This is a genomic window from Phenylobacterium sp. J367 (assembly GCF_024699985.1).
Taxonomy (GTDB): domain Bacteria; phylum Pseudomonadota; class Alphaproteobacteria; order Caulobacterales; family Caulobacteraceae; genus Phenylobacterium.
In genome coordinates this window covers 1899370-1925337 of the sequence record NZ_JAJONA010000001.1, presented here as the reverse complement: position 1 = coordinate 1925337, position 25968 = coordinate 1899370, and the positions used below count along the sequence as shown (strand labels likewise).

Genomic DNA, 25968 nt, shown 5'->3' with positions numbered 1-25968 from the left:
TGACGCCCCCCGTCCGAAGGGCCGGCGGCTTCAGGACCGCGCTATTCGCCCCACACTCTGAAGTGCTTGGATAGCTTGAGGCCCTGGCGCTGGTAATGCGACCCGAGGTCACCGTAGAGGCGCGTCGGCTTCTCCGTGAGCGGTTCATAGACGAGGCGGGCCACGGTCTGGCCGTCCTCGAGGATGAACGGCGTCTCGTGGCTGCGCACTTCCAGCACCCCGCGGCTGCCCTTGCCGTGCGCCTCGTCGGTGCCGAAGCCGGGATCGAAGAAGCCGGCGTAGTGCACCCGGAACTCGCCCACCGAGGGGTCGATCGGGGTCATCTCGGCGGCCTCCAGCACGGGGATCTCCACGGCCTCCTTGGAGGCCAGGATGTAGAACTCGCCGGGATCGAGCAGGAGCTGGCCGTTCTGCGGGATCAGCGGCTCCCAGTAGAGGCGCGGATCGTGGCCGTCGACGTTGTCGAGGTCGACCACGGGGGCGTGCCGGCGGCCGCGGAAGCCGGCCACCTCGCCGGTCAGGTCGACGCCGACGCTTTCCGTCCTGAGCCTCGGCGGCTCGCCGCGCTTCAGGCGGAGCTGGTTGAGGCGGGTCCCGCGCCGGACCAGCACCGAGAAGGTCTGCGGCGCGATCTCGATGTAGATCGGCCCGCGATAACCTTCCGTCACGTCGTCGAAGGCCGGCCCCCCGTCGGAGAGCAGGCGCACGAAGACGTCCACCCGGCCGGTCGAGCTCTTCGGATTGGCGCGCGCCGAGACGCCGGGCGGCAGGGCCAGCCGCTCCTGCAGCTCGGCGATGTAGACGCAGCCCTTCTCCAGCACCGCGCCCTTGGTGAGGTCGAGCTCGTGCATGGCCACGTCGGCGATCCGCTGGGCCACCGTCTGGCCGAGGCGCGGCAGGAACGAGGCCCGGACCCGCCAGACGCGGGCGCCCAGGCGCAGGTCGAGACTGGCCGGCTGCACCTGGTCGGCGTCGAACCGGTCTTCGCTTGAGATGGCGCCCTGTTCGATCAGGGCGTCGATGGACTGGCAGGGCAGGATGCCCGGGCGGAGGATTTCGCTCATGGGCGGCGAAGCCTTAGCTCAGAACGAGGTCTTGCAAGAGACCTGAAGGCCGCTTCAGCAAAGCCAAGGTTGACGGCGCGCCGGCTTCGACGTTCAAGCGCCCTCTCTGCCGAAGGAGAGAGCGTCATGGCCGAAGATCCGCGCGACTGGGAAGAGGCGACCCGGGCCGTCCGCGGCGGCATGGCCCGCACGCCCTATGGCGAGATCTCCGAAGCCCTCTTCCTGACCCAGAGCTTCGCCTACGACAGCGCCGGCGCCGCCGACCGCCGGTTCTCGGGCGACGACCCGGGCTTCATCTACCAGCGCTTCGGCAACCCCACGACGCAGATCTTCGAGGAACGCCTGGCGCTGATCGAGGGCGCCGACGTCTGCCGGGCGACCGCGTCCGGCATGAGCGCGGTGCACATGGCGCTGATGGGCCTCTTGAAGGCCGGCGACCACCTGGTGGCGGGCCGCGCCCTGTTCGGCTCCTGCCGCTGGATCGTCTCGGAATGGCTGCCCAGGTTCGGCGTCGAGGCGACCTATGTGGACGCCACCGACCTGGAGGCCTGGAAGAACGCCGTCCGGCCCAACACCAAAGCGTTCCTGGTGGAGAGCCCGGCCAACCCGCTTTTGGAGATCACCGCCATCGGCGCCGTGGCCGAGATCGCGCACGCGGCCGGCGCCAGGCTCGTCGTGGACAATGTCTTCGCCACCCCGATCTTCCAGAAGCCCTTGGCGCTGGGCGCCGACGTGGTCGTCTATTCGGCGACCAAGCACATCGACGGCCAGGGCCGGGTGCTGGGCGGGGCGATCCTCGGCGCCGAGCAACTTATGACCGAGTCCTACAAGGACCTGCTGCGCCACACCGGCCCGGCGCTTTCGCCGTTCAACGCCTGGGTGCTGCTGAAGGGCCTGGAGACCCTGGACCTGCGCGTGCGCCAGCAGAGCCTGAACGCCGCGCGCGTGGCCGATGCGGTCGGCGCGCACGCCAAGGCGAGGAAGGTGATCTACTGCGGCCGGCCGGACCATCCGCAGGCCGGCATCATCGCCAACCAGATGACCGGCGGCGGCAACGTCCTAGCCTTCGACCTGGGCTCCCAGGCCGCCGCCTGGCGCTTCCTGGACGCCCTGCAGATCGTCGACATCTCCAACAACCTGGGCGACGCCAAGTCGATGGCGACCCATCCGGCCACCACCACGCACCGCTCGGTGCCCGAGGCCGAGCGCCTGCAGATCGGCCTCACCGACGGGTGGGTGCGGATGAGCGTCGGCCTGGAGGGCGCCGGCGACCTGGTGCGTGACGTGTCCCGGGCGCTGGACGCGGCCTGAGGCCGCCGAACGCCGTTCTCAACGACGCCGCACCGCGCTACGGTGCGGCCATGATCAAGCTTGGGCTCATCGCCGCCGTGGCCTGGGGGACGCTCCTCGCCGCACCGGCCCTGGCGCAGGGCGCGCCCGCGCCGGCCCCGCCGCCGACCTACTACCTGATCGTCTACAGCGCCGGTCCGGCCTGGAAGACCGGCCAGCCGATGTCCGCGCAGGGCCTGGCGCCGCACGGCGCCCTATATGACCCGGCTGTTCGGCGAGGGCGTGGTCGTCGCCGCCGGCCCGACCACCGACCCCGAGGGCGGCGGCATGGCGATCGTCAAGGCGGCCGACATGGCGGCGGCCCGGGCGCTGCTGGCCGCCGACCCGGCCATCCGGGACGGCATCATGAAGGCCGAGGTCCGCAACTGGCGGCCGGTGATGGCGACGAAGGAGCCGTTGAGGCCGTAGGCGCCGTTCCTCCCCGTCGGGAGGGGGAGCGACCGGCGTCAGGCCGCCTGGTCGAGCGTCGCGGGCTCCACGGCGTAGACGTGGCTGCAGTACTCGCAGGTCACGTGGATCTTGCCGTCGGCCTCGATCATGCCTTCGCGGTCCTCGGGCGGGAACGACTTCAGCACCGTCTCGATCCGGTCCTGCGAGCACCGGCAGAAGGCGCGCAGCGGCTGGGAGCCGAATACCCGCACCCCGTCCTCGTGGAAGAGGCGGAACAGCAGGTGGTTGGACGAGAGCAGGCTGTCGATCAGCTCGTCCTCGCCGATCGTCTCGAACAGCGCCTGGGTGCGGGTCCAGGCCTCCTCGGTGGGGCCCCGGGCGTCGTCCTCGGCGATGTTCTGGATCAGCACGCCGCCGGCGCGCCACTTCAGGCCCTCGCCCACGTCGGACTGGCCGACGGCCAGTCGCACGCGGGTCGGCGTCTGCTCGGACTGGGCGAAGTACTGCTCGGCGCAGAGCGCCAGGGTCTCGCCCTCGATGGCGGTGACGCCCTGGTAGCGGTCCATGTCCGGGCCCTGGTCGACGGTCATCAGGAAGACGCCCTCGCCCAGCAGGCTCTTGGCCCCCGGGCGCACGAAGCCGGCGGACGCCTCGGCCACCTCGTCAGGGGTCGAACCGGCAGTAGCCGCGCAGGCCGCCGGAGGTGTCGTAGTCGGCGACCACATAGCGCACCGGGCCCGCGCCGCGGGCCTCGACGATCAGGCGGCCGTCGAACTTCAGGTTGGAGCCCACGAGGGCGGCGAGCGCGCAGGCCTCGCCCAGCAGGTTCGCCACCGGCTCGGGATAGTCGTGCGCACGCAGGATCTCGTCGACCGAGGAGCCCAGGCGGGCCACGCGGCCGCGCACCGGCTCGCCCTCGATCTGGAAGGCGCCGACCAGGTCGTCGGGAATCTGGGAAGTAAGCATCGGCCCCATATAGGTAGAGGAATCCGTGTGTCGAGCTTCCTCCTGCGGACGGCGTTCGGCGAGGCGGCGACTGGCCGCAGGGTTCAGTCGGAGACCCGCACCGACCTGAGGTCGCGGATGCGCGGGCCCCAGAAGCTCAGACCCTCGACCCGGCCGCCTTGGCCGCGGATCAGGCGCACCGTGTCCGCCCCGCTGATCCGGAAGGCGTCCTGGTAGATGGGCGTCAGGGCCACGGCGGCGCTGGGCCGGTCCTCCGGCGTCAGCGTCAGCTTGCCGTCGCGCAGTGTTAGGATGTGCGTGGCGTCCGCCTCGGCGCTCGCATAGCGGCCGGCCGCGGCGCTCAGCTCCTGGGGCGTCGGGGACCAGGTGGCGATCTTCCGGTACCGCTGGGCCTCGCCCTCGGCGGTGCGGCGCTCGAAGCCGCCGTCAGGCGCGAAGACCACCTCCCCGCCGGCCAGGCTGTACCGGCCGGGCGCCACCGGCGTCAGCGGGGACAGCCCGCGCAGGACGAGGGAACCGTCGCGGACGGTGAGCGTCGAAACCAGGCCCGTGCGCTCGTCGAGGTAGCCCCCTGCCCGACCCTCCAGCGCCTCCGAGGCGGGCTTCGACGGCTCAGGCGCATTGATCGGCGGCGGCGGGAGATACGCGTCCACCACCTTGTGGCCCAGGTCGCCGGAACTGGCGTCGGCGGCATTGCAGAGCAGAGCCACCGAGAACCCGCGTTCCGGATAGCGCGCCAGCCAGGTGCGGTAGCCGGCGGTCGCGCCACCGTGGGCGATCTCGAGGTTGCTGTAGTGCCGGTCGACGAAGAGGCCGCGGGCGGAGGCGATGGTCCGGCCGTCGTTGAGCTTCGATTGCCGCTGCAGCTCGGCGGTGACCACCGGCCCGAGCCGGCCCGCCGTCAGCGCCTCGTTCCAGACCAGCAGGTCGCCCACCGTGGTCAGCAGGGCGCCGTGGCCGTAGGTGTCCTCGAACGGCATGTCCTGCTCCCAGGCCTTGCCGGTCCAGCGATAGGCGATGGCGCGGCCACGGACCACGCGGCGGAAGTCGTCGCGCCACTGGGTCTTGCCCATGCCCAACGGCCGGAAGAGCCGTTCCTGGGTGAACTGGGCCAGCGACTGGCCGCTGATCCGCTGCACCACCGCGGCGGCGAGGGTGTAGCCGCTGTTGGTGTAGGCATACTCCGCCCCCGGCTCGTAGTTCAGCTTCGTCTGGCGGACGATGAGCTGCAGGGCCTCGTCGTTGGTGTAGACCCGGGACGTGCGGGGCCAGCCGCCGATCTGGGCTACCTCCCCCAGTCCCGCAGGCCGCTCGTGTGGTTCAGCAGGTGCTCCAGCGTGATCACCGCGCCGTAGTCCGGCATCTCCGGGATGTACGTCCGCACGTCGTCGGTGAGCGCGGCCTTGCCCTCCTGGACGAGGGTGAGCAGGGCGGCGGCGGTGAACTGCTTGGCCACCGAGCCGCTCTCGAAGACCGTCTCAGGCGTGTTGCGGACCCCGTGCTCGAGATCGGCCGCGCCCCAGGCGCGGGTCATGACAACCCTGCCCTGCTGGGCGACGCCGAGCGCGCAGCCCGGCGCGTCGGGCCGGTTCCAGATGGCGAAGATGCTGTCGAGGCGCGCCTCGGCCGGCGCGGGCGGCTGGATGGCCGGGCGCGCGACGGTCTGGCCCAGCGCGGGGCTGGCGGCCAGCAGGACGGCGCCGGCGGCGGAAATGGGCTTCATGCGGACGAACTCCCCCCCAACGCGCCAAGCTAAGGGCGCGCCGGGGGGCGATGTCATGTGGAGAAGATCAGCCGATGGCGCCGAAGCACCAGGCAAGGATCGACTTCTGGGCGTGGATGCGGTTCTCCGCCTCGTCCCAGATCAGGCTGCGCGGGCCGTCGATCACCTCGTCCGTCACCTCCTCCCCGCGGTGGGCAGGCAGGCAGTGCAGGAAGCCGGCGTTGGGATTGGCCAGCGCCATCAGCTTCTCGTCGACCTGGTAAGGCTCCAGCGCCTCCAGGCGCTCGTCATGGTCGGTGTCGCCCATGGAGACCCAGGTGTCGGTGATCACGCAGTCGGCGCCGCGAACCGCCTCGCGCGGGTCGTGGGTGGTCATGACGCGGCCCTGCTGCTCCTGGGCGCGCGCCAGGTCGACCAGGTCCGGGTGATAGATGGCCGGGCTGGCGATGTTCAGCCTGAAGCCCAGCTTCGGCGCCGCGTGGATGAAGCTCGCACAGACATTGTTGCCGTCGCCGACCCAGGCCAGCGTCTTGCCCTCCACCTTGCCGAAGTGCTCCTCGAAGGTGAGCAGGTCGGCGAGGATCTGGCAGGGGTGGCCCTTGTCGGACAGACCGTTGATCACCGGCACTGTGGACGCCAGCGCCAGGCGCTCCACGTCCTCGTGGTAGTTGGCGCGGATCATGATCGCGTCGACCATCCGCGAGAGCACGCGGGCGGTGTCCTCGATCGGCTCGCCGCGGCCGAGCTGCATCTCGGACGCGTTGGAGATGATCACGTCGCCGCCGAGCTGGCGCATGGCCGCGTCGAACGAGAAGCGGGTCCGGGTGGAGTGCTTCTCGAAGATCATGGCCAGCGTCCGGCCGTCGGCCGGGCGGTCGGCGTCGGGCTTGCCCTTCGGCCAGCCGAGGCGGGCCTTCTTGCGCGCCCGGGCGTCGTCGAGGATGACCCGCAGCTCCGCGCCGTCGAGCCGCCAGAGGTCGAGGAAGTGCCGGACCTGGGTCACGCCGCCGCCTTCGCCTTGGCCCGCGCCGTCTCGCAGGCGCGCTCCAGCTTGCTGATGGCTTCGGAGGCTTCCTCGATGGAGATCACCAGCGGCGGAAGCAGCCGCACGCAGTTGTCCCCGCCGCCGGCGATGAGCAGCTTCTCGTCGCGGGCGTGCTGCATGAACTCGCGGTTCGGCGTGGCGAGCTTGATCCCGATCAGCAGGCCCTTGCCGCGGATGTCGACGACGACGTCCGGGTAGCGGTCCTTCAGGCCGCTGAGCTGCTGGGTGAAGTAGCCGGCGACCTCGCGGACGTGCTCCATCAGCTCGGGCTTCACGAGTTCCTCCACCGAGGCCAGGCCGACGGCCATGGCCAGCGGGTTGCCGCCGTAGGTGGAGCCGTGGGAGCCGGGGGTCATGCCCTTGGCCGCGTCGATGGTCGCCAGGCACGCGCCGACCGGGAAGCCGCCGCCCAGCGCCTTGGCCACCGCCATGATGTCCGGGTTCGCCGCGCCGTCCGCCCACTCGTAGGCGAAGAGCTTGCCCGTCCGCCCGAGGCCGCACTGGATCTCGTCGTAGATCAGGAGCGTGCCGGTCTCGTCGCAGAGCTGGCGGATCTCCTTGAGTTGGGCCTCGGTCCAGGACCGGGCCCCGCCCTCGCCCTGCACGGGCTCCAGCAGGATGGCCGCGGTGGTCGGCCCGACGAGCTTCTTCAGCCCCTCGACGTCGCCGAACTTCGCGCCGACGAACCCCGGAGGCGGTGGGCCGAAGCCTTCCACATAGGTCGGGTTATTGGCCGCGAAGATCGCCGCGATCGTCCGGCCGTGGAACGAGCCGTCGAAGCCGACGATGTCGATCCTCTCCGGGTGGCCGTTCGCCCAGTGGTGCTTGCGGGCGGTCTTGATCGCGCACTCGATCGCCTCGGCGCCTGAGTTGGTGAAGAACACCACGTCGGCGAAGGTCGTCTCGGTCAGGAGGGCGGCGAGCGTCTCCTGCTGCGGGATCTTGAAGATGTTGGAGGTGTGCCAGAGCTTCTCGCCCTGGTCCTTCAGCGCCTGCACCAGCTTCGGGTGGCTGTGGCCCAGCGCGGTCACCGCGATGCCGGCCATGCAGTCGAGGTAGGCCTCGCCCTCCGTGGTGAACAGTCGGACGCCCTCGCCTCGCTCGAACGCCAGCGGGGCGCGCGCGTAGACGCCCATGATGTGGTCGCTGGGAACGGCGGGGGTGGTGGCGTTGTCGGTCACCTTGGCAGCCCTCCAAAAAGGAAGTGTCCCCGTCGCGTGGCGGCGGGGACCGGAAGGCTTGGCGTTTTCGACCTCTAACGGGGGTGTGTCAATCTTGCGCGCGTGACAGACGTACACGGGCGATCACGAGGGCGATGACGACACCGACGCCCAGGTGGGCGCAGATGTCGGCCACGGTCTGGATCCCCTGCCAGTTCGGGAACGGCGCCCCGAACCTCCCAGGCAGCACCACGCCGTACATGACCAGGTAGAGGACGACGCCGTAGGCGAGGCCGCTGACCAGCGGCCGGCGGGTCAGGACCGCGACCCGGCTGGCGGCCAGCGCGAAGGCCAGCGCCATGGTCGTGGCGATGGCGAAGTGGGTGACCACGCCCAGCGCCACCGAGGTCCAGCCCATGTCGAAGGACGGCTTGCCGAGCCAGCCCGAGGCGACGCTCTGCCAGGGCCGGGTGGCGGGCCTGCCGTTCGCGGCGGCGACGCCGCAGGCGTAGATGAAGTCCACGAGGCCGCCGAGCAGGCCGGCCTTCAGGATCACCGGCAGGGGCGCGAGACCGGGCGCCACCGCGGAACTGGCGACCGTCATGCGTCCCCCCGGAGTGCGGCGTCAGGTTTTGATCTTGTACCCGGACCGGAACATCCACAAGCAGGCCCAGCCGGTCGCCAGGACCAGCGCGATCGTCATGGTCACGCCCACCACGAGCGAGCCCTCGGCCTGGCCGACGAAGCCGTAGCGGAAGCCGTCGATCAGATAGAAGAACGGGTTGAAGTGGCTGGCCGTGCGGAACGGCTCCGGCAGGCGCTCCACCAGGTAGAAGGTCCCCGACAGGAAGGTCATCGGCATGATGACGAAGTTGGTGACCGCGGCCATGTGGTCGAACTTCTCGGCCCACAGCCCGGCCATGATGCCGATGAAGCCCATGATCAGCGCCGCGCCGAGCCCGAAGAACAGGATCGCCCACGGCTGGGCGACCGGCAGACGGGCGAACGGCAGGATGGCCGCAAGGCTGACCGCGCCCACGACGATCCCGCGCGTGGCGGCGCCCAGGCCGAAGCCGACCACATGCTCGGCGGGCGTCAGGGGCGGGGTCAGGAAGTCCCCCATCAGGCCGTTGAACTTCGCCTGCAGCAGGCTCGACGACGAATTGGCGAAGGCGTTGGAGAGGATCTGCATCATGACCAGGCCGGGCGCCACGAAGGTCCCATACTCGACCCCGTGCACCGGCCGGCCGCCGCCCACCGCGACCACGAACACCAGCATGTAGAGCAGCGCCGTCACCACCGGGGCGGCCAGCGTCTGCATCCCCACCTTCATGAACCGCCGCACCTCGCGGGCGTAGAGGGTCCGCAGGCCGACCCAGTTCACGCCGGGATATTCCCGGGGCTGCGGCGGGGTGACGGCGTGGGCGGCGGGCATGTCCTTCATGGCCGCTGATGTGCGCCCGCACGGGCTGCGCCGCAAGCCTCCGGACCGTCTCGGAAGCGTCACCGTTGCGGCGTGCGGACGCGACATTCGCGCGCACTCCAGCCCCAACATCTAGTTCCTGTGGACAAGCCGGAGGGCGCCTATTGTGGCTCTTAAGGAGTTGTTTACTACTGATGGTGGTTGGTGGGCAGCGAGATAGCTGATCGCCACAAGATGTTGATCCGCGGTGCAGGGGTGCGGCCGGATCCAGGGCTGGGAGAGGCGACATGGGTTGGACGGACGAGCGCGTAGAGCTGCTCAAGAAGCTGTGGCAGGACGGCCTTTCGGCCAGTCAGATCGCCAAGCAGCTTGGGGGCGTCACCCGCAACGCGGTCATCGGCAAGGTTCACAGGCTGGGCCTCTCGGGCCGCGCCGCGCCGTCGAAGCCGGCCCGCACGGTGTTCAAGGCGCCGCGTCCCGCGCGTCCGGTGACGGCGGCCCCGTCGGCCCCGCGCCGCATCGCCGAACAGCAGCCGACCGCCGTCGCGGTGCAGCCGGCGCCGGTCCGCTACATCGAGGAAGCCCCCGGCACGGCCACCGTGCTGACGCTGGGCGCCCACATGTGCAAGTGGCCGATCGGCGATCCCTCGCTGGACAGCTTCACCTTCTGCGGCCGCCGCTCGGACGAGGTCGGCCCCTACTGCGTGGAGCACGCCCAGGTGGCCTACCAGCCGGCCCAGACCAAGAAGAAATCCAGCGCCGCCGAGCTCGCCCGGAGCCTGCGCCGCTACATCTGAGATCCGCGACCGTGCGCGGTAAGTGATCCGTTGGGGATGGGGGCGCGCTGGCCGCTACGAGCGGCGGGCGCGCCCTTTCCCATTTGAGGCCCCACGCACTACCTTCCCCCGATGACCGACCTCGCGCCTGAGTCCGCGGCCCCCGCCGACGGCAACGCCCGGCCCTACTCCGTCTCGGAGCTGGCCTTCGCGCTCAAGCGGACGCTGGAGGACGCCTACGGCTTCGTGCGCCTGCGCGGCGAGCTCTCCAAGGTCACCCACCACTCCAACGGCCACGTCTACCTGACGCTCAAGGACGAGCGGGCCGCGATCGACGGGGTCATCTGGAAGGGCCAGGTCAGCCGGCTGCAGGTCCGCCCGCAGCAGGGCATGGAGGTGGTGGTCACCGGCAAGATCACCTCCTATCCGCAGGGCTCCCGCTACCAGATCGTCATCGAGACGATGGAGCCGGCCGGCGTCGGCGCCCTGCTCGCCCAGCTCGAGCGGCTGAAGGCCAAGCTGCAGGCCGAGGGCCTGTTCGAACCCGGCCGCAAGAAGCCGCTGCCCTCCATGCCGGCCGTGGTCGGGGTGATCACCTCGCCGACCGGCGCGGTGATCCGCGACATCCTCCACCGCATCCGCGACCGCTGGCCGTGCCGGGTCGTCGTCTGGCCGGTGGTCGTCCAGGGCGACGCCGCCGCGGGCCAGGTCTGCGCGGCGATCAAGGGCTTCGACGCCCTCCGGCCCGGGGGGCCCGTCCCGCGTCCGGACATCCTGATCGTCGCCCGCGGCGGCGGCTCGGTTGAGGACCTCTGGGCCTTCAACGACGAGGAGTTGGCGCGCACCGTCGCCGCCTGCTCGATCCCGCTGATCAGCGCCGTGGGCCACGAGACGGATACGACCCTGATCGACTTCGTCTCCGACCGCCGGGCGCCGACGCCGACCGCCGCCGCCGAGATGGCGACCCCCGTTCTGGCCGAGTTGAAGGCCCTGGTCAGCGACTTCGGCGCGCGGATGCACCGCTGTGGCGGACGGGTGGTCGAGGACCGCCGGGCCCGGGTGCAGCACGCCGACCGGGCGCTGAAGCGTGTGCCCGACATGGTGGAGCTGGCCGCCCAACGGTTCGGCGTGGTGTCCGGCCGGCTGGGCGCAGGCCTCGCCCGCAACGCCGCCGCCCACGAGCGCGACCTTGTCCGCGTGGCGAGCCGGCTCTCCCCGCTCCTGCTCCAGCGGCCTCAAGCTGTGCAGAAGGACCGGCTGGACGCCGTCGCCGCCCGCCTGCACCCGGCCGCCGAGCGGAAGCTGGACCGCCTGGCCGAACGGCTGACCGCGCTCGGCAAGCTGCACGCCTCGGTCGATCCTGAGCGGCCCCTGGAACGCGGCTTCGCCCGGGTCACCCGCGCCGACGGCTCGATCGTCCACCAGGGGTCGGCGCTGGCCGCCGGCGAGGCGGTCGCCATCAAGTTCGGCGACAAGGTCACGCGCCAGGCGGTGATCGACGGGGACGGCGGCGTCCCGGCGCCGGCGCCTCCCGCCCCGAAGGCCGCCCGGCCGAAGCCCAAGGCCGACGGTCCGCCCCAGGGGGACCTGTTCTGAGACGCCCTGCAGCGCTATATCCACGCCCATGAACGCCCACGACCGCGACTTCTCCGGCCAGGACCTCGCCAAGCTGCACTACGGCGACGGCGACTTCGCCGTCTTGAAGCCGGGCCGCTACGTGGTCTGCGCGGTGACGGGCAAGAAGGTCCCGCTGGAGCAGCTCCGCTACTGGAGCGCGGCCCTGCAGGAAGCCTACGCCGGCCCGGCCGAAGCGCTGAAGCGCTGGCAGGAGACCCAGTAGCCTCCATCCCTCCCCTTCAGGGGAGGGTGGCCGAGGCGAAGCCTCGCCGGGTAGGGGTCTGTGGGCCAGGCTCGGCAATCGGAACCTGAACGCGACTTCCCCACCCTGGCCGCTACGCGGCCTGCCCCTCCCCTGAAGGGGCGGGATGACGACGCTTCTTGTAGAGCTCGCTCGGCCAGCGCTTGTGGACCCAGAACCACTCGGCGGGACGCTCGCGGATCCGGTCCTCCATCCAGGCGTTGACCACCCGCACCCCGGCCTCGATGTCGGCGTTGCGGTCGCCGGTGTCGGCGAGGAAAATCGGCTCGTGCACCACCACCCGGAAGCGGGCCTTGTCCTTCCGCTCGACGCTCATCGGCTGCAGCGGGATGCCGTAGCGCAGCGCGAAGGAGGACGGCCCCGGCGCCGTATGGGCGGTCACCCCGAAGAACGGCGCGGCGATCCCGCCGTTGAACTTCTGGTCGTTCATCAGGGCCACGGACTCGCCGCGTGACAGCGCGCGCAGCAGTTCGCGGGCGCCGTCCGTCCCCTTCGGCGCGAAGAGCCTGACGCCATAGCGGAAGCGGCTGCGGCGGATGCGGTCGTCCACGTGCGGGTTGTTGGTCGCCCGGTAGGTGATCTGGCAGGTGACGCCGGAGTGGATGATCACCGCCGGCATGATTTCGAACGACGAGAAGTGGCCGGAGATGAACACCACCGGCCCCGCGCCGTCGCGGATCGCCGCCAGCCGCTCGGCGCCGACGACCTCCACGCGCCCGGGGTCGGCGATGATCCGGTCGAGGATCGCGAACTCGGCGAACCAGCGGCCGACGTGGGCCCACTGCTCGGCCAGCAGGGCGGCGATCTCGACGTCGGACTTCTCCGGGAAGGCGATCCGGAGGTTGATCTCGGCCACCCGGTTGGCGCTGGTCAGCGGACCCAGGCGCTGGAACAGCCAGGCTCCGAAATCGGACACCCGGTCGATCGGGAAGGCGCGGGCCAGCGCCTCCAGCCCGTCGTAGGCGATCGCCTCCAGCCGCCAGCCGAGGTCCTGCCAGAAGGAGGGCTTCTTGTCCGCCATGGCCGGTAACTAGAGCGCGTCAGGCGATCCGTCCAACTCGCGTGGCGCGCGACTTGCGGCCCGAAGTCCGGATTGTCCCACGATGGGACGGGGATAAGGGGCAGCGTTAAGCGTGATGAGCAGCGAGATCGACGTCCATCTGGGGCGGCGGCTGCGCCGGCGCCGGAGGCTTCTGGGGCTCACCCAGCAGCAGCTCGCGGCCGTGTGCGGCGTGCGCTTCCAGCAGATCCAGAAATACGAATGCGCCGCCAACCGCATGTCGGCCGCCCGGGTCTGGCAGCTCGCCCAGGTGCTCGAGGTGCCGGTGAGCTACTTCTACGAGGGCCTATCCAAGGCCCAGCGCGAGGAGCACGTGCTGAACGGCGAGGGCGCAGAGATGTTCGCCCGCAAGGAGACCCGCGACCTCATCCAGGCCTACTACCAGCTCGGCGAGCGTCCGCGCCGCCGGCTGCTGGATCTCGCCAAGTCGCTCAACGGCGACGCGGAAGGCTGATAAAGGGCGGGCCATGCCCGCCCTCTCCCCGAAAAAGATCGCCGAGCTCGACGCCTTCCTGCTCGAGCTGAACGCGGCCTCCGCCGAGGCCATCCGTCCGCACTTCCGGGCCGAGCACGGCATGGTCGACAAGAACGCCGGCAAGGGGGGCGGCGCCAAGGGATTCGATCCCGTCACCGAGGCCGACAAGGGGCGCCGAGCGGGCGATCCGCAAGCTGATCGCCGAGCGCTACCCCGAGCACGGGGTGATCGGCGAGGAATACGGCGAAGACCGGCCCGACGCGGAGTTCGTCTGGATCACCGATCCGGTCGATGGGACGAGGGCGTTCGTCGCCGGCCTGCCGCTCTGGTGCACCCTGATCGGCCTGCGCGTGGAAGGCCGACAGGTGCTGGGCTCGATCGGCCAGCCCTATCTCGGCGAGGTGTTCCTGGGCTCGCCGTCGGGCTCGCGGCTGGTGACCGCGGCCGGCGAGACGCCGCTCCGGGTCCGTCCCTGCCCCGTCCTGACCGACGCGGTGATCGCCACCACCGACCCGGAAGGCTGCTTCGACGGCGCGGAGCTGGGCGCCTGGCGGCAGGTGCGTTCGGCCGCGAGGCTCGCGCGGCTGGGCTGCGACGCCTACGCCTACGCCATGGTGGCGGCGGGCCAGATGGACCTGGTGGTGGAGGCGGGGCTCGCGCCGTGGGACGTGGCCGGGCTGGTCCCGCTCGTAGAGAACGCCGGGGGATCGTCACCGACTGGCGGGGCGACCCCATGCCCGAGCGCGGCGGCCAGATCGCGATCGCGGGCGACCGCGCCTGCCTGGACGAGGCTTTGGTCGCCCTCAAGCGCTCGGCCAAGTAGGCGGCGCCCTCCCGCTGAGGAGGACGCCCTTTCCGTTCTACTTCTTCGAAGGCGCCTTGGCCGCCGGCTTCTTGGCGGCGGGCGTCTTCGCGACGGTCTTCGGCGCGGCCTTGGCGGCCGCCGGCTTGGCGGCCGGCTTCGCCGCGGCGGGCTTGGCCGCAGCCGGCTTCTTGGCGGCCGGAGCCTTCTTCGCCGCGGTGGGCTTCGCGGCCGGCTTGGCGGCGGGCTTCGGCGCAGCGGCCTTCTTCGGCGCAGCGGTCGTGGCCGGAGCCTTGGCGGCCGCGGGCTTCGACGCCGGCTTGGCGGCCGGCTTCGCAGCGGTCTTGGCCGGAGCCTTCGCGGCGGCCGGCTTCGGCGCGGCGGCCGGCTTCGGCGCGGCGGCCTTCTTCGGAGCCACAGCCTTGGCGGCCGGCTTGGCGGCGGCGGGCTTCGCCGCGGCCTTCGGGGCCGGTTTGGCGGCGGCAGGCTTCGCGGCCTTCGGGGCGGCGGGCTTCTTCGCCGCGGCCGGCTTCTTGGCCGCCGGCTTCGCGGCCGTGGCGGGCTTGGCGGCGGTCGCGGGCGCCGCGGCGGGCGCAGCGGCCGGAGCCGGGGCCGGCTTCGGCGTTTCCACAGGCTTGGGCGCGGCGGCGGCCGGGGCCGGCGTCGGGGCCGGGGCGGCCGGCTTCGGCGCTTCGGCAGGCTTCGGCGCGGTGCGGCCGATCAGCATGTCGAAGGCACGCAGGAAGATGTTTCGCATGTCGTCGGTCTCCATCAGGATTTCGTGGTAGGCGCCGGGGGCGTTGACGAACTTTCCCTGCGGCAGGTGTCGGGCGGCCGCGGCCTGCGCGGCGTTGTCCACCAGCTTCTCCTCGCCCGCCGACACGATGGTCACGGGCAGGGTGACCTCGCGCAGCCGTTCGGGCCGGGCGAGGAAGGCGGTGGCGCGGAAGGCGAAGTCGAGCCAGCCCCAGGTCGGCGAACCCAGCGCCAGGTCGGGGTGCTCGGCCACGAGCCGGCAGTTGCGCTCGAAGCGCGCGCGGTCGTGGGTCAGGATGTTGGTGTCGAAGTCGTCGTCGCGTGGGAGGCGCTTCGGGTCGCGGGCGTAGCGCGCCGCGCGGCCGAGCATGGTGTTCGTCCGGGCCGCGACGCGGGCGGCCCGGGGCGACACCGGCTGGGTGCGGATGCCGAGCATCGGCGCCGACAGAACCGCGCCGGCGAACCGGTCCTCGCCGTGGGCCAGGGCCAGCAGGGTCAGGCAGCCGCCCATGGAATGGCCGACCGCGAACCAGGGTTTCGGCAGCCGGTCCGCGAAGGCGCCGATCAGCGCGCGGTAGTCGTCGAGGAAGGCCTTGTAGCCGTTGGCGTGGCCCTTCAGCCGGTCGCCCAGCTCGCGGTGCGACAGACCCTGGCCGCGCCAGTCGTGGACCAGCACCACCAGGCCGCGGTCGAGGAAGTCCTGGATGGTCTCGAAGTACTTCTCGATGACCTCGGTGCGGCCGCCGGACAGCACCACCGAACCGCGCGGCGTCCCGGCCGGCTGGAACAGCGCGGCCCTGAGCTTGACGCCGCCATGGCCGGTGAACCACTCGCCCGCGCCACGCGCCGGGACGGGGTTTCCGGCGATCTCGAACAGGGGGGCGGCGTCGGCCATCGCGCTGCCTTATCCGGCCTTGGAAAACAGAGACTGAATCTGCGGCAGAAGTTTCATGGCGAGCCCCATGTCCGACAGCTTCAGCCGGCCGGTCATCATGGCGCGCATGGGGTCGAGCTCGCGCTTGCCGAGAGCCTCCAGGTCCTTGCGCGCGACGGTCACCACGAGGTCGGCCGGGAGGTCCTCGTTCGAGACCTCGGCGCCCTTGATGTGGATGTAGCCCTCGCCCTTCAGGTCGAGCTTGATCGACCGGTCGAGGTCAACGCCGGAGGCCGCCGCGCGGCGGATCCGATCGGTGATCTCGTCGATGGTCGCCATCAGCCCCCGGCCCTCCCGACTCACCGCCGAGCTTCGCTTCGCGGGCGAGCGAAGTAAACCGTCAGGGTTGCGCCCGCCCAGTCCGAACGTGAGGGTTTGCGTGCGGCGTGACGTCCCACGGGCGCCGCGGCCGGTCAGGCTTCGTCCGTAAGCGGATTTCTACTTCGCCGCCGGCGGGGGCGGCGCGACGGCCTGGGCGGGCTTCACGAACTTCAGCGTCATGCGGTCGCTCTCGCCGATCGCGTCGTACTTCGTGTGGTCGAAGGCCGCGTCGTCGGGCTGGCCGCGGGGGCTGGAGCGGCGCACCGGCGGCAGGGTCCAGACGCCGAACGGATGGTCCTTGGTGTCCCTCGGATTGGCGTTGACCTCGCTCGCCGCGGCGAGCTGGAAGCCGGCCTCCTGGGCGAGCTGGATCACATAGGGCTGCTGCACATAGCCGTCGTCGGCCAGCACGTCCTGCACGGCGCCGATGTTGGCGCGGTGCTCCTCGACGCCCAGCACGCCGCCGGGCTTGAGCGCGGCGAAGGCGTCGCGGAACGCCTTCTCGGCGATCCCCGCGGCCATCCAGTTGTGGAGGTTGCGCAGGAACAGGACGAGGTCCGCCGAGCCCGCCGGCGCGACCGGTCCGCTCGTCGGACCGAAGGCGGTGATCTCCACCTGGCCGTAGAGCTTCGGCTTGTCCTCGAGCTTGCGCCGGTAGGCGTCGACCACCGCCACCGTCGCCGGGTCGGCGGGATCGGGCTGCAGGTTGGCGGCGTAGAGCTTGCCGCCGTTGCCGGCGAGGTAGGGCGCCAGGATGTCCGTGTACCAGCCGGCGCCGGGCCAGAATTCGACCACCGTCTGGCCGGGCTTCAGCCCCCAGAAGTTCAGGCTCTCCACCGGATGGCGGAAGCCGTCGCGGGCCTTGTCGGCGGGCAGCCGCCAGTCGCCGGCGACGGCCTCGGCGAGGCTCATGCCGCGGGCGGCCTTGGCGGCCGGCGCCGTCGTCGCGTCGGGCTTGCCGCCGCAGGCGCCGAGGGCCCCGGGCACGAGGACCGCGGCGCCGAACAGGATCGTGCGGCGGGAGAAGCTGGAAATCGGGCGCGCCAAATCGACCTCGTCGCGCCCCCCGGCAATCGACATCCCGGCGGAGGTAGCCCGCTCCGCCGGGACCGTCAAAGGCTTGGTGGTCACGCCGGCTTCACGAACTTCAGCGTCATCCGGTCGCTCTCGCCGATGGCGTCGTACTTCGTGCGGTCGAAGCTGGCGTCGGCCGGCTGGCCCTGCGCCGCGCTCCGGCGCACGGGCGGCAGGGTCCAGACGCCGAACGGATGGTCCTTGGTGTCCTTCGGGTTGGCGTTCACCTCGGATTGGGCGGCCAGCTTAAACCCGGCCTTCTGCGCGGCGTCGACCACGGTCTTCACCGCGACGTAGCCGTCGGAGACGCCCGGCTTTTCCGGCCGCGGATCGGCGCGGTGCTCTTCGACCGCCAGCACGCCGCCGGGCTTCAGCACCGCGAAGCTGTCGGCCAGCACTTTGTCGAGCATGCCCTGCTGGTACATGAAGTTGTGGATGTTGCGCGCGGTGATGACCATGTCCGCCGACCCGGGCGCGCCCAGCGGCCCCGAGGTCGGTCCGAAGTTCACCACCTTGACCGTCCCCCATTTGGCGGCGTCGGCGTACTTCGCCTCGAAGGCCTCGCGGCCCTTCTTGGCCGCCTCGGAAAGGCTGGGGTTCGCCAGGTCCGCGCCGGTGGTCACATAGGTCCCGCCGGTCGCCTTGGCGTAGGGCGCCAGAATCTCGGTCCAGTAGCCGGAGCCGGGCGACAGTTCGATCACCGTCAGGCCGGGCTTGAGGCCCCAGAAGGTCAGGGTCTCGGCGGGATGACGGGCGGCGTCGCGCGCCTTGTGCGCTTCCCCGCGCAGGGGGCTGGCGACCGCGGCCTGGAGTTGGGCGTCGGCGGCCTGGCTGGGCGCGGCGGCGAGCACGAGGGCGAAGGCAGAGGCGGCGGCGAGCGCGCGGAGCATGGGGATCCTCCCGATCCGTTCCGTTGAAGGCCGGCAGACTGAGGGGGCCGGGGCGCGCTTGGCAAGCGCTGGATTCACGCGGCGCGCGAGGTCTTGAACGCGTTCGCGCCGATCCTACCTCAACGGCTGGAGGGCGCTGGATGTCCGGGCCCACCGGGACGCCGCGCGACGCCTACGGGGTCGCCGACAGTCCCAGACGACAACGCAACCTTGCTTTGAAAGAAGGATGTGACCGCATGCGTACGATCGACTTCTCCCCCCTCTATCGCTCCGTCGTCGGCTTCGACCGCCTGGCCGACCTCCTGGAGACCGCGACCACCGAGGCCGCGACCACCGGCTATCCGCCCTACAACATCGAGCGCACCGACGAGAACGCCTACCGCATCGAGATCGCGGTGGCCGGCTTCCGTCCGGAGGAACTCAATGTCGAGGTGAAGGAGAACCTGCTCACCGTCACGGGCCGCAAGGCCGCCAACGACGAGGCCCGCCGCTACCTGCACCGCGGCCTGGCCGAGCGCAATTTCGAGCGCCGGTTCCAGCTCGCCGACTACGTCGTCGTGACCGACGCCAACCTGGCCGACGGCCTGCTCTCGATCTCGCTGAAGCGCGAGATCCCCGAGGCCCTGAAGCCGCGCCGCATCGAGATCGGCACGCGCGCGGCCCAACTGATCGAAGGCGAGAAGGCCGCCTAAGGCCCGACGCCTCCCGGCGATCAACGAGGGCGGTCCCGCGAGGGGCCGCCCTTTTTCGTTTGCCCTCTCCCGATCCTCTCCCTCTCAGCCTCACCTCCTCTCCCCCGCGAAGCGGAGAGGGAGAGGGTAGGGAGAGGGCCTGAGGCCCCCGCTAGGCGAGCATCGCCCGCAGCGCCGGCGTCACCGCCTCGTGGAATCCCTCCCCCTCGCGCCGGACGACCAGGGCGGCGACGTCGTAGGCCTCGGCGAAGGCCCCGGCCTCCTCGCCCAGCACCGTCAGCGCCGTGCAGAGCGCGTCGGCCCACATGCAGCTCGGATGGATCACGGTGACCGCCGCGACGCCCTGCGCCGGCGCCCGCGTGCGCGGGTCGATCGTGTGGCTGTAACGCCGTCCGCCAGTCTCGAAGCTGCGCCGCCAGTCGCCGGAGGTGGCCACGGAGAGGCCGTGCAGCGCGATGCGAAGCGGCGTGAGCGCTTCGCCGCCCGGCGGCCGCTCCACATCCACGAACCAAGGCTCGCCCGAGCCCTTCACGCCCTCGCCGCGCAGCTCGCCGCCGATCTCGATCAGGTGGTCGCGGACGCCCATGGCGGTGAGCGCCGCGGACGCCTTGTCGACGCCGAAGCCCTTGGCGATCCCGGAGAGGTCGAGCTGCAGCCCGCCGGGCTGGAAGATGCGCTGTCCGTCGGGATCGAGCAGCACGCTGCGCCAGCCGGCCGGGGCGGCGTCCAGCGCGCCGGCGTCGGGCGGCCCGTCCACGGCCCCTGAGGGTCCGAACCCCCAGAGCCCGGTGAGCGCCCCGATCGTCGGATCGAACGCTCCGCCGCTGAGCCCGGCCAGCCGCAGGCTCGCGTCCACCACGGCGATCAGGTCGGCCGGCGCCGGAACCCAGGTCCCGGCCTCGGCGCGGTTGAACTGCGAGAGGTCGCTCTCCGGCTCCCAGTCGCTCATCTGGCCCACGACCCCGTCGCAGGCCGACTGCACGGCGGCGCGGATCCGGCCGTCGTCCAGGCCTTCGGGCGCCAGCGCGTCCAGGGCCCAGGTGACGCCCATGGTGGGCCCGGCCAGCCTCACCCGACGCCCGCCGCGCGGACGGGCGCTCTCTGGGGTCAGGTTGGTCGGGACGGCAATTCGCACGCCTCGTTAATCGGGCAGAACCTCGAAGGTCGCAACATAGGCGGCGTTGCGCTCGGAGTTCGCGACCTCGCCCGGGCCGCCGCGCACCGAGGCCTCGACCCAGTACATCCCGGCCTCCGGCCAGGTGACCTGAAACACGCCGTCGGCCCCCGTCGTCACCTTGATCTCCCCGGGCGCCTTCCGGTAGCGCGCCGCGCCCGGGACCACCTCGACCTCGACGCCCGACGCCGGCTGGCCGTCAAGCAGCAGCTTGAACTTCGCCGCCTCGCCCGAGACCAGGTCGTTGGGGTGCGTGACCGGCTCCAACTCCAGGCCGCGGCCGGTGGGTTTCAGCGCCGTGGCGTTGGGCGCGCCCAGCGTCACGAAGGTCTCCACGCGCCGCTGGTTGGACATCACCTTCAGATCCGCGGCGCCGGCCGGGACGGCCGTGGTCAGCTCGGCCTTCGCGCCGCGCCAGCGCTTGGTCTCGGTCCCTTCCTTCCAGGACGCCGACAGCATGTCGGTGGCGTTGACGATCTTGTAGGTGCCGGGCTTCGTCAGATGGACGTCGAAGGTCGAGCGGAACTTGCCGGTCGCGCCGTTCTCGAGCTGGGCCGCCCCGCCGTCCGGCCCGATCACCTGCACGGCGTTCAGCCGCATCGGCACGTGGTCCGGATGGAAGAGGGTGTTGGACACCGCCGCGTCGACCGTGACCCAGGCGTCCTGCCCGGAGAGCACGGTGGAGGACGGCGTCATCCACTGGCGGTGGGCCTGGGCCGCGAACGGCAGGGCGACGACGGCGAGGCCGGCCAGCAGGCCGGCGGCGCGGGAGGCTTTCATGGCGGTCCTTCTCTCGATCATTTCGCGGTGACGCTGAGCGCGCCGAGCTCGGTGGTCCCGGCGCCGCGGGTGGTCTTCGCGCCCTTGGGCGGCCAGGCGAACGGCGCCTTCACGACCTCGCGGCCGCCGACCTCGCGGGAGGCTTCGACGACCAGGCTGTACTCGCCGGCCGGCAGGTTTCCGATCTGGGCCTGGCTGAACACCACCTGGTGCCGGCCAGGCGCCCGGGTCGGGCCGCTGACGCCGTCGGCCGGCAGGGCCAGGCTACGCCCCGCCCGCCGCCACCACTGGCGGATGTCCTTCAGCCACTCGGCGCCTTCGTTGTTCTTCAGCTTCACGTCGTACCAGACGGCCAGCGTCTTCACGGCGGTCTGGTCGGGCTTCTCGATCCACATGGCGACGTAGGGCCGGTGGTACTCGGCCACCGGCAGGCGCGGGATCTCGACGGTGACGGTCAGGTCCGCGGCGCTGGCCGCCGCCGGGGCGGCGGCGGCGATGCCACCCAGGACGGCGATGGACTTGGGACCAGGAACGCGCATCGGTTCTCCTCAGTGGATCAGGAACAGGGCGAGCAGCAGGGGGGATGACGAGGCCCAGGCCGACCAGCGGCCAAGTGGACCTGCGCGCATGGGCGTGGAGCTGCAGCAGGATCAGGCCGGTGACGCAGAACACCACGCAGCCGACCGCGAAGATGTCGATGAACCAGGCCCAGGCCGGGCCCGTGTTGCGGCCCTTGTGCAGGTCGTTGAGGTAGGCGACCGCGCCGCGGTCGGTGCGCTCGTAGGCGGCGTCGCCGGTGGCCGTGTCGATCGTCACCCAGGCGTCGGCCCCCGGGCCCGGGAGGGCCACATAGGCTTCGCCCGGCGACCACTCGACCTTGGCGCCGGCCGGCGTCTTCACCTTCATCTCCCTGGCGAGCCAGGTGCGGGTGGGCTCCGGCAGCGCCCCCTCCGCGGCCTCGGCCTGCTGCAGCGCGGGCCGCAGCGCCTCGGGCAACACGCCCTCCCGGCTGACGGTCTTCGGCTCGGCCTTGATCTGGCCGGCGTGGTTGAGGGTGATGCCGGTCGCCGCGAACAGCAGCATGCCGACCAGGCAGATGGCGGCGCTGATCCAGTGCCAGCGCATGACCTGGCGCAGGAAGGCGGCGCGCGCCTGGGCCCGCTTCTTGGCGCGCGCCCGCTCGGCGGCCGCGTCCCCGGGCGGCGCGAGTTCGGAGACGCTCACGCGCGGGCGCCTTCCGGAAAGGCGGAAACGGCAGGACTTACGCGCCGTGCGCGAACCATGAGATGGGCTTCCCGTTCTTGCGAATAATTCGCAATAGCGGGAGAGGGCTGGCTTGGCAACGGGCGTCGCGACGCCTGGCCGGTCAGCTCAGATGATGTCGTCCAGGCCGCGCGCGCCCTGGCGGGTCACGCCCGCGAAATTGGCCTGCCGCAGCAGGGCGCCGGTGAAGTTCGCGCGGCTGACGTCGGCGTTCTTCAGATTGGCCTGGTGCAGGTCGGCGCGGGCGAGATCGGCGCTCTTCAGGTTGGCGCTGGTCAGGTCGCACGGCATCACCCGGTCCGCGCCGATCAGCAGGGGGCCCATCAGCGCGTCGCGCAGGTCGGCGCCGGCGAGCTTGGCGCCCGCCAGCCGCGCGCCCCGCAGGTCGGCCCGGCGCAGGTTGCAGTTGCGGAGGTCCGCGCCTTCGAGGTGCGCGCCCTGGAGCTGAACCCCTTCCATGTCGAGCCCGTAGAACACCGCGTGCTTGGCGGAGAGCGCGGTCAGGTTGAAGCCGCGGATGCTCTTCAAGGCCCGCAGGTCGGCGTTGCTGAACGACGAGGGATGGCCGTCCGCCCCGCCCGTGGCGCACCAGCGGGCGTGCTCGCGGATCATGATCTCGTAGGGCATGTCGGCGGCCGGAATGCCGGCCGGCTCGTCGGTGAGCACGCCCTTCAGGTTGGCGTCCATGACGTTCCAGGCGACGGTCTTGGCGCCCACCAGCACCGCGTCCTGCAGGTCGGCGCCGGCCAGGTCCGCGCCGGAGAGGTCGGCCCCCGACAGGTTCGCGCCGCGCAGCTGGGCCTGCTTGAGGTTGGCGCGGATCAGCTTGGCGTCCTTGAGGATCGCGTCGGTGAAGTCGGCCCGCTGGGCCATGACGCCGGAGAGCCGGGTGCGCTCCAGGTTGGCGCCGGCGAGGATCGCGCCCTGCACCACGCCGGGCCTGGCGGTGGGCTCCAGGCGGCGGAAGCCCTCCTTGCGGTCGGCGGCGGCGAGCGCGCCCTCGCGCAGGTCGGCCTCGAAGAGGTCGGCGCCGGTCAGGTTGGCGTTGCGCAGGCAGGCCCCGCGCAGGTCGGCCCGGCGGAGCGAGGCCTCGGTGAGGTCGGCGTGCTGCAGGTCCGCGCCGAAGAAGGTGGCGTGGTCGAGCCTGGTCTTGTGCAGCTTGCAGTCGTGCAGCACCGCGCCGGTGAAGTCCGCGTTGCAGAGGTTCTTGCCGGAGAGATCGAGCTCGGTGAGGTCCATCCAGGCGAACACTGCCCGGGCGCCGCCGGGTTTCGAGCTCCAGAGGCGGTCGTGCTTCGCCGCGATCTGGTTCAGCTCGGCCTGCGTGACGCGGCGGACGAGCATGGTGTTGGCGGGTGCGACGGCCATTGTCCGGCGAGACTAGGCCTCAGGCGCTTAACGATGGATTTCCAAGCGCTTAGGCCTCGCGCGGCCGGTAGCTCTCATAGAGGTCGCCCGCTTCGTCGGCGAGCAGGCCGCCTTCGACCGCGATCCCGGCGTCGCGGAGCCGCTGCGCGCCGGCCCCGGCGGCATGGATCGAGGCGTCGTCGCAGGCCACTGCGACCCGGGCCACGCCCGCCTCCACCAGCCGCTCGGAGCAGGACTTGCCCCCCGCCGATCGCGAGGCGCAAGGCTCCAGGGTGACGTAGGCCATGGCCCCCCGGGCCTTCCCGCCGGCCTGCGCCAGCGCCGCCTCCTCGGCATGCGGCCGCCCGCCCTCGGCGGTGGCGCCCTCGCCGACGATCTCGCCGTCCTTGACGATCACGCAGCCCACCGACGGGTTATCTCCCGTCCTCCCGAGGTTGGCCCGGGCCAGTGCGATGGCCCGGCGCATGAAGGCCTCATCCATGCGCCCAGCCTATCAGATGGGCGGCAGCGCCTGCGCGCGGCTTTCGTCGAGGTAGCGGGCGGCGGTCGGTTTCAGGTTCGCGTCCAGCTCGATCAGCAGCGGATTGCCGGTGGGGATCTCCACGCCGACGATGGCGTCGTCGGCGACGCCGAACAGCAGCTTGACGATGGCGCGCAGCGAATTGCCGTGGGCGGCGATCAGCAGGGTCTTGCCGGCCTTCAGCTCCGGCGCGATCTGCGCCTCCCAGTAGGGCTGCACGCGGTCGAGGGTGGTCTTCAGGCTCTCGGTGGCCGGCAGCTCGACCCCGGCGTAGCGGCGGTCCTTCGAGAAGTCCCACTCTCCGCCCGGGGCGAGGGGCGGCGGCGGCACGTCGTAGGAGCGGCGCCAGATCTTCACCTGGTCCTCGCCGTGCTTCTCGGCGGTCTCGGCCTTGTTGAGGCCAGTCAGGCCTCCGTAGTGGCGCTCGTTCAGCCGCCAGTCCTTGGTCTCCGGCACATAGGCCTGCTTCGCCGCGGCGAGCGCCAGCCACGAGGTGCGGATCGCGCGGGTCTGGACGGAAGTGTAGCAGCCGTCGAGCTGGACGCCGGCGGCCTTGATCAGCTCGCCGCCCTTCTTGGCCTCGGCCTCGCCCTGGGCGGTCAGGTCCACGTCCACCCAGCCGGTGAAGCGGTTTTCGAGGTTCCACTGGCTCTGGCCGTGGCGGAGCAGGATGAGCGTCGGCAAGGCGGAAGTCTCCTCGTTCAGGTCGGACCGGAGGCGCTAGGGCGAGGGGCGTTGGCCGTCAAGCGGCGAAGCGGCTATATGCGCTCCAATGCTCGACCGCCTCTACCTGCCGCTGCTGGGGCTCGCCGCCGCGCTCGCCATCGCGCTGGCCCTCGTCTGGCCGCAGGGCCTGGGCGCGCGCTCGCCGGCCCCGTTCGGCCACACGCCCCTCCAGCAGACCCCGGAGATGAAGGCCGCCATGAAGCGCGAGCACGACGCCGCCCAGGAGCGCGCCAAACAGGCCCGGGACGCGGTCCGCGACCTGCAGGCCCAGGCGGTGGCGCCCACCCAATGAGCGAGACGTCCCCGATCACCGCCTTCGACGCCATCGCCGTCGGCCGGCGCGTCCTGGCCCAGGAGGCCGACGCGCTCTCCGCCCAGGCCCGGGCCCTCGGCGAGCCCTTCGCCCGCGCGGTCGACCTGCTGTTCGCCGCCAAGGGCCGGATCATCTGCACCGGCATGGGCAAGGCCGGGCACGTGGCCCGCAAGATCGCCGCCACCTTCGCCTCCACGGGTTCGCCCGCCTTCTTCGTCCACCCGGCGGAGGCCAGCCACGGCGACCTCGGCATGGTCACCGACGCCGACGTGATCCTCGGCATCTCCAAGTCGGGCGAGTCCCGGGAGCTCGCCGACATCCTGGCCTACGCCAAGCGCTTCCATATCCCGCTGATCGGCATCACTGCCGAGGCGCACAGCGCGCTCGGCCAGGCCTCCGACGTGGTGCTGGAGCTGGCGAAGGCCGCCGAGGCCACGGCGGAGGTCAACGCGCCCACCACCTCCACCACCCTGCAGATCGCGCTGGGCGACGCGCTGGCCGTGGCGCTCCTGGAACGCCGCGGCTTCAAGCCCTCCGACTTCCACGTCTTCCATCCGGGCGGCAAGCTCGGCGCCATGCTGCGCACCACGGGCTCGCTGATGCACGGGCGCCCACGAGCTGCCGCTCGTCTCCCAGTCCGCCCCGATGCGCGAGACCCTGCTGGTGATGACCGAGAAGCGCTGGGGCGTCGTCGGCGTCACCGGCGACGACGGCCGGCTCCTGGGCGCCATCACCGACGGCGACCTGCGCCGGCACATCGAGGGTCTGCTGGACCACACCGCCGGGGAGGTCATGACGCCGGGGCCGAAGAAGACCGTGCCGCCCGACATGCTGGCGTCCGAGGCGCTCGCCCTGATGAGCGACCCGCCGCCCGCCGTCACCGTGCTCTTCGTGGTCGACGACGGCCGGCCCGTCGGCATCCTGCACGTCCACGACATCCTTCGCGCGGGCGTGATGTGACCCTTCTCCGACCTTGAGCGTTGAGGTGGCCTAGCCGCCTTCCGCTCATTAAACAGACCGCGCACACGCCGTTTTCCGGAGTTC

At 71.6% G+C, this 25968-nt stretch carries 26 protein-coding genes and 4 pseudogenes; 10 read left to right on the top strand and 20 right to left on the bottom strand.

The genetic code is table 11. The features are described 5' to 3' along the window. Positions 1-41 precede the first annotated feature (41 nt). Positions 42-1064 carry a 2'-deoxycytidine 5'-triphosphate deaminase gene (locus LRS04_RS10410; protein WP_257816301.1) on the bottom strand — a complete coding sequence of 341 codons (1023 nt, stop codon included), beginning with the start codon at positions 1062-1064 and terminating at the stop codon, positions 42-44. Positions 1065-1190: 126 nt separating this feature from the next. Between LRS04_RS10410 and metZ the strand changes: the two genes are divergently transcribed. Continuing rightward, positions 1191-2375: an O-succinylhomoserine sulfhydrylase gene (gene metZ, locus LRS04_RS10405; protein WP_257816300.1), complete on the top strand. Its 1185-nt coding sequence runs from the start codon at positions 1191-1193 to the stop codon at positions 2373-2375. 237 nt (positions 2376-2612) lie between these two features. Further along, on the top strand, positions 2613-2822 hold the full coding sequence (locus tag LRS04_RS10400) for a YciI family protein (protein ID WP_257816299.1): 210 nt from the start codon (positions 2613-2615) through the stop codon (positions 2820-2822). A 38-nt stretch (positions 2823-2860) separates the two neighbouring features. Here LRS04_RS10400 and LRS04_RS10395 read toward each other — a convergent pair. The 7 genes and pseudogenes from LRS04_RS10395 to LRS04_RS10365 all read right to left on the bottom strand — a co-directional run bounded on the left by LRS04_RS10395 (position 2861) and on the right by LRS04_RS10365 (position 9142). Beyond that, a pseudogene (locus tag LRS04_RS10395) lies at positions 2861-3779 on the bottom strand (Hsp33 family molecular chaperone). A 74-nt stretch (positions 3780-3853) separates the two neighbouring features. Beyond that, on the bottom strand, positions 3854-4993 hold the full coding sequence (locus tag LRS04_RS10390; protein ID WP_257819070.1) for a serine hydrolase: 1140 nt from the start codon (positions 4991-4993) through the stop codon (positions 3854-3856). Between the two features lie 62 nt (positions 4994-5055). After that, positions 5056-5493, bottom strand: a complete 438-nt coding sequence (locus LRS04_RS10385) for a serine hydrolase (protein ID WP_257816298.1) — start codon at positions 5491-5493, stop codon at positions 5056-5058. 67 nt (positions 5494-5560) lie between these two features. Continuing rightward, complete coding sequence (gene argF, locus LRS04_RS10380) at positions 5561-6496, bottom strand: ornithine carbamoyltransferase (RefSeq protein WP_257816297.1); 936 nt, start codon at positions 6494-6496, stop codon at positions 5561-5563. Further along, complete coding sequence (locus LRS04_RS10375; protein ID WP_257819069.1) at positions 6493-7674, bottom strand: aspartate aminotransferase family protein; 1182 nt, start codon at positions 7672-7674, stop codon at positions 6493-6495. The genes argF and LRS04_RS10375 overlap by 4 nt, the downstream gene beginning before the upstream one ends. A gap of 133 nt (positions 7675-7807) precedes the next feature. Beyond that, the gene (locus LRS04_RS10370; RefSeq protein WP_257816296.1) at positions 7808-8302 is read right to left on the bottom strand and encodes a hypothetical protein; all 495 of its coding nucleotides are present in this window, start codon (positions 8300-8302) and stop codon (positions 7808-7810) included. 21 nt (positions 8303-8323) lie between these two features. After that, positions 8324-9142 carry an ABC transporter permease gene (locus tag LRS04_RS10365; RefSeq protein ID WP_257816295.1) on the bottom strand — a complete coding sequence of 273 codons (819 nt, stop codon included), beginning with the start codon at positions 9140-9142 and terminating at the stop codon, positions 8324-8326. A 266-nt stretch (positions 9143-9408) separates the two neighbouring features. On the opposite strand from LRS04_RS10365, the gene LRS04_RS10360 reads away from it, so the two are divergent. The 3 genes from LRS04_RS10360 to LRS04_RS10350 all read left to right on the top strand — a co-directional run bounded on the left by LRS04_RS10360 (position 9409) and on the right by LRS04_RS10350 (position 11737). After that, positions 9409-9918, top strand: a complete 510-nt coding sequence (locus LRS04_RS10360; protein ID WP_257816294.1) for a GcrA family cell cycle regulator — start codon at positions 9409-9411, stop codon at positions 9916-9918. Positions 9919-10029: 111 nt separating this feature from the next. Beyond that, positions 10030-11493 carry an exodeoxyribonuclease VII large subunit gene (gene xseA, locus LRS04_RS10355; RefSeq protein WP_257816293.1) on the top strand — a complete coding sequence of 488 codons (1464 nt, stop codon included), beginning with the start codon at positions 10030-10032 and terminating at the stop codon, positions 11491-11493. Positions 11494-11521: 28 nt separating this feature from the next. After that, a complete protein-coding gene (locus LRS04_RS10350; protein ID WP_257816292.1) occupies positions 11522-11737 on the top strand; it encodes a DUF2093 domain-containing protein in 216 nt (71 codons plus the stop codon). A 112-nt stretch (positions 11738-11849) separates the two neighbouring features. Here the strand turns inward: LRS04_RS10350 and LRS04_RS10345 are convergent, their stop codons facing one another. Beyond that, positions 11850-12797: a lysophospholipid acyltransferase family protein gene (locus tag LRS04_RS10345; protein WP_257816291.1), complete on the bottom strand. Its 948-nt coding sequence runs from the start codon at positions 12795-12797 to the stop codon at positions 11850-11852. 115 nt (positions 12798-12912) lie between these two features. On the opposite strand from LRS04_RS10345, the gene LRS04_RS10340 reads away from it, so the two are divergent. Together LRS04_RS10340 and hisN are read left to right on the top strand one after the other, a co-directional pair. Beyond that, the gene (locus tag LRS04_RS10340) at positions 12913-13290 is read left to right on the top strand and encodes a helix-turn-helix domain-containing protein (protein ID WP_257816290.1); all 378 of its coding nucleotides are present in this window, start codon (positions 12913-12915) and stop codon (positions 13288-13290) included. 13 nt (positions 13291-13303) lie between these two features. After that, positions 13304-14134, top strand: a pseudogene (hisN, locus tag LRS04_RS10335) (histidinol-phosphatase). A 37-nt stretch (positions 14135-14171) separates the two neighbouring features. Here hisN and LRS04_RS10330 read toward each other — a convergent pair. From LRS04_RS10330 to LRS04_RS10315, 4 genes are all read right to left on the bottom strand, one after another. Further along, positions 14172-15764 (bottom strand): alpha/beta fold hydrolase, encoded by a 1593-nt coding sequence (locus tag LRS04_RS10330; RefSeq protein ID WP_257816289.1) that lies wholly within the window; start codon positions 15762-15764, stop codon positions 14172-14174. A 9-nt stretch (positions 15765-15773) separates the two neighbouring features. Then, on the bottom strand, positions 15774-16082 hold the full coding sequence (locus tag LRS04_RS10325) for an SCP2 sterol-binding domain-containing protein (RefSeq protein ID WP_257816288.1): 309 nt from the start codon (positions 16080-16082) through the stop codon (positions 15774-15776). Between the two features lie 159 nt (positions 16083-16241). After that, on the bottom strand, positions 16242-17171 hold the full coding sequence (locus LRS04_RS10320; protein WP_257816287.1) for a class I SAM-dependent methyltransferase: 930 nt from the start codon (positions 17169-17171) through the stop codon (positions 16242-16244). 80 nt (positions 17172-17251) lie between these two features. After that, positions 17252-18088: a class I SAM-dependent methyltransferase gene (locus tag LRS04_RS10315; protein ID WP_257816286.1), complete on the bottom strand. Its 837-nt coding sequence runs from the start codon at positions 18086-18088 to the stop codon at positions 17252-17254. Positions 18089-18324: 236 nt separating this feature from the next. Between LRS04_RS10315 and LRS04_RS10310 the strand changes: the two genes are divergently transcribed. Continuing rightward, on the top strand, positions 18325-18780 hold the full coding sequence (locus LRS04_RS10310) for an Hsp20 family protein (protein WP_257816285.1): 456 nt from the start codon (positions 18325-18327) through the stop codon (positions 18778-18780). 151 nt (positions 18781-18931) lie between these two features. On the opposite strand, the gene LRS04_RS10305 is transcribed toward LRS04_RS10310, so the two are convergent. From LRS04_RS10305 to gpmA, 7 genes and pseudogenes are all read right to left on the bottom strand, one after another. Further along, the gene (locus LRS04_RS10305; RefSeq protein WP_257816284.1) at positions 18932-19915 is read right to left on the bottom strand and encodes an FAD:protein FMN transferase; all 984 of its coding nucleotides are present in this window, start codon (positions 19913-19915) and stop codon (positions 18932-18934) included. A gap of 6 nt (positions 19916-19921) precedes the next feature. Next, positions 19922-20734: a DUF4198 domain-containing protein gene (locus LRS04_RS10300; protein ID WP_257816283.1), complete on the bottom strand. Its 813-nt coding sequence runs from the start codon at positions 20732-20734 to the stop codon at positions 19922-19924. 17 nt (positions 20735-20751) lie between these two features. Then, positions 20752-21273: a DUF2271 domain-containing protein gene (locus tag LRS04_RS10295; protein WP_257816282.1), complete on the bottom strand. Its 522-nt coding sequence runs from the start codon at positions 21271-21273 to the stop codon at positions 20752-20754. A 100-nt stretch (positions 21274-21373) separates the two neighbouring features. After that, positions 21374-21859: pseudogene (locus tag LRS04_RS10290) on the bottom strand (PepSY-associated TM helix domain-containing protein); the annotation flags it as partial. A 246-nt stretch (positions 21860-22105) separates the two neighbouring features. After that, entirely contained in the window at positions 22106-23365 is a 1260-nt protein-coding gene (locus LRS04_RS10285) for a pentapeptide repeat-containing protein (protein WP_257816281.1), read from the bottom strand. Positions 23366-23414: 49 nt separating this feature from the next. Next, complete coding sequence (locus LRS04_RS10280; protein WP_257816280.1) at positions 23415-23846, bottom strand: bifunctional diaminohydroxyphosphoribosylaminopyrimidine deaminase/5-amino-6-(5-phosphoribosylamino)uracil reductase RibD; 432 nt, start codon at positions 23844-23846, stop codon at positions 23415-23417. Positions 23847-23858: 12 nt separating this feature from the next. After that, positions 23859-24569 carry a 2,3-diphosphoglycerate-dependent phosphoglycerate mutase gene (gene gpmA, locus LRS04_RS10275; protein ID WP_257816279.1) on the bottom strand — a complete coding sequence of 237 codons (711 nt, stop codon included), beginning with the start codon at positions 24567-24569 and terminating at the stop codon, positions 23859-23861. Positions 24570-24657: 88 nt separating this feature from the next. On the opposite strand from gpmA, the gene LRS04_RS10270 reads away from it, so the two are divergent. Together LRS04_RS10270 and LRS04_RS27840 are read left to right on the top strand one after the other, a co-directional pair. Further along, positions 24658-24903 (top strand): hypothetical protein, encoded by a 246-nt coding sequence (locus LRS04_RS10270; RefSeq protein WP_257816278.1) that lies wholly within the window; start codon positions 24658-24660, stop codon positions 24901-24903. 14 nt (positions 24904-24917) lie between these two features. Next, positions 24918-25884 (top strand): annotated as a pseudogene (locus tag LRS04_RS27840) (SIS domain-containing protein). Positions 25885-25968 lie beyond the last annotated feature (84 nt).